This window comes from Lysobacter sp. 22409 (genome assembly GCF_052045105.1).
Taxonomy (GTDB): Bacteria; Pseudomonadota; Gammaproteobacteria; order Xanthomonadales; family Xanthomonadaceae; genus Lysobacter; species Lysobacter antibioticus_B.
Genome location: NZ_JBQEOE010000108.1, coordinates 1 through 2,100, shown reverse-complemented (window position 1 = coordinate 2,100; position 2,100 = coordinate 1). Strand labels below are relative to the sequence as shown.

Here is a 2,100-nt window from a genome sequence, read left to right as displayed (position 1 = left end):
CACAGGCCCGCACGAGCGGTGCCTCCGCAGGGATTTTTCATACGGGACATCCCTGTCCCGATGAAAAACGGCCCGCATCCCTGCGGTCCGCCCTCCGGGTCTTCGATTGCCTTCGCTAGTGCGAGGCGACGCACGGCAACAGCAAAATCCTTACGGCAACGGCAACGGCAACGGCAACGGCAACGGCAACGGCGCTTTGGGGTAGGAGCGGCGCAAGCCGCGACCAAGGCATCCGCAGAGGCAGCAACGCCGACGTCATTGAGCGAAGTCCGCGGCCATCGCGGCATAGAGCGGCAGACCACGCCCGAGCGCTTCCGCATCCGGCCACTCGGCCCCTGACCCGAGTCACTGCAAACCGTGACGACAGACGGGTACCATCGCCGGGTTCCCGTCCGGCTGCCGTCGATGTCCACGTCCTCGCTGTCCACGCCGACGCTGTCGGTGCCTTCCGCATCTTCCGCCGACTCCGGCGCCATTGGCGTGGCCGCCCAGGGCGGCGCGTGGCGCGAGATCCCCGCGCTCGGCGCACGCCTGCTCTGGCGCCATTGGCCGGCGTTGACGTTCTGGTTCTTCGCCCAGCGGGTCTGCTACGACCTGTTGATGGGGCTGGCGGTCAAGCTCGGCGAGCGTTCGGTGCTGCTGTCGTTCGCGGTGCTGTCGGTGCTGATCGTGACCCAACTCGCGGGCACCATCCTGATGTTCCAGTCGCTGCGGCCGTCGTTGCCGATGCTCGCCGGCGGTGCGACCACGCCGGACACGGCGGCGGTGCGCAAGCAATGGATCACTGCGCTGGCCATCGCGATGCTGCCGTTCTTCGCCTACTACGCCGGTTGGGGCCTGCTCGAAGACCTGCGCCGCAACTTCCGCACCGCCTACATCTTCAGCGTCTGGGAAAAGGAAAACCTCAACGAGGTGCTCAAGCTCAAGGGCTTGTGGATCGCGCTTGCGGTGGCCTGGGCGGTGCGCTGGTTCAGCAAACGCCGCGCCGAAGCCACCGGGCATGCGCTGTGGAACGTGGTCGCAACCAGCTGCGAAGCCTACTGGGTGTTCGTCGGCGTGGCCGCCATCGCGCAAGTCATGAATGGCCTGAAGGACTGGTGGCACGAGCGGGTGGTCTATGCCGCCGTGACCCAGTGGTGGGACGACCCGATGTCGGCGTTCAAGCTGCTGACCCCGGCCAAGAAGGGCATCGTGCCGGTCTGGGACATCGTCGGCACCGCTGCCGGTGCGGTGGTGCTGCCGCTGATCTGGCTGGCGATCACCGCGATCATCTACGGCATCGACCTGCGCCGCGCGCAGCGCCTCGACGGTGCCGACGAAACCCTCGGCAAGGTCAGCGCGCGCTTCAAGTCGATGCATTTCAGCTTGCGCATGCTGGCCGACAAGGCCAGCGCCGGCTGGACCAGCAAGGGCGTGCCGGTGGTCAACAGCCTGCGCCTGGTGCTGCGCGCCGGCCTGCCGGCCTTGCTGACCTTGTGCGTGTGCTGGCAGTTGTTGTCGTACATCGACTCGTGGTCGTGGCGCTTGATGGAACATGTGGTCGGCCCAAAGGACCCGGAATGGCAGAACGTCGTCGGCCAGCCCTTGGCGGTGTTCCTCAACACCCCGTTGTCGTTCCGCACCTCGTTGTTCACCGATGTCTTGCGAGTCGTGTTGTTGGCTGCGACGTTCGATCGCGCCATTGCAAGGTTGCCGCGTTCGGCTTGAGCCTCGGCCGTTGCCGTTGCCGTTGCCGTTGCCGTTGCAGGGATTTTGATCTGCTTTGCCGCTTTACCGGTCAAGCGGAGACCCGGAGGGCGGCGCACAGGACGTGCGCCGTTTTTCGATAAGACAGGGACGTCTTATCGAAAAATCCCGATGCAGGCATCGCACTCGTGGCCTGTGCCCTTGCAAGGAGAGCCCTTTTCTTTGGTTACCTTTCTTTTGGGCTTAGCAAAAGAAAGTAACCCGGCCGCGTAGCGGGCGGAAGCTCTGCACTTGCTTATGGCTTCTTCAAAAACAAGAACAGGATCAAACGCTAAAAAGCTTCCGCCACTAAAGCGGCGGGTTACTTTCTTTTGTCATAAGCAACAAAAGAAAGGTAACCAAAGAAAAATGCTT

General features: G+C 63.6%; 1 protein-coding gene. It reads left to right on the top strand.

Annotated elements, in window-relative coordinates; genetic code table 11:
• The first annotated feature begins 405 nt into the window (after positions 1–405).
• The gene (locus tag ACTJJK_RS23175) at positions 406–1,707 is read left to right on the top strand and encodes a hypothetical protein (RefSeq protein WP_223619216.1); all 1,302 of its coding nucleotides are present in this window, start codon (positions 406–408) and stop codon (positions 1,705–1,707) included.
• Positions 1,708–2,100: the final 393 nt, after the last annotated feature.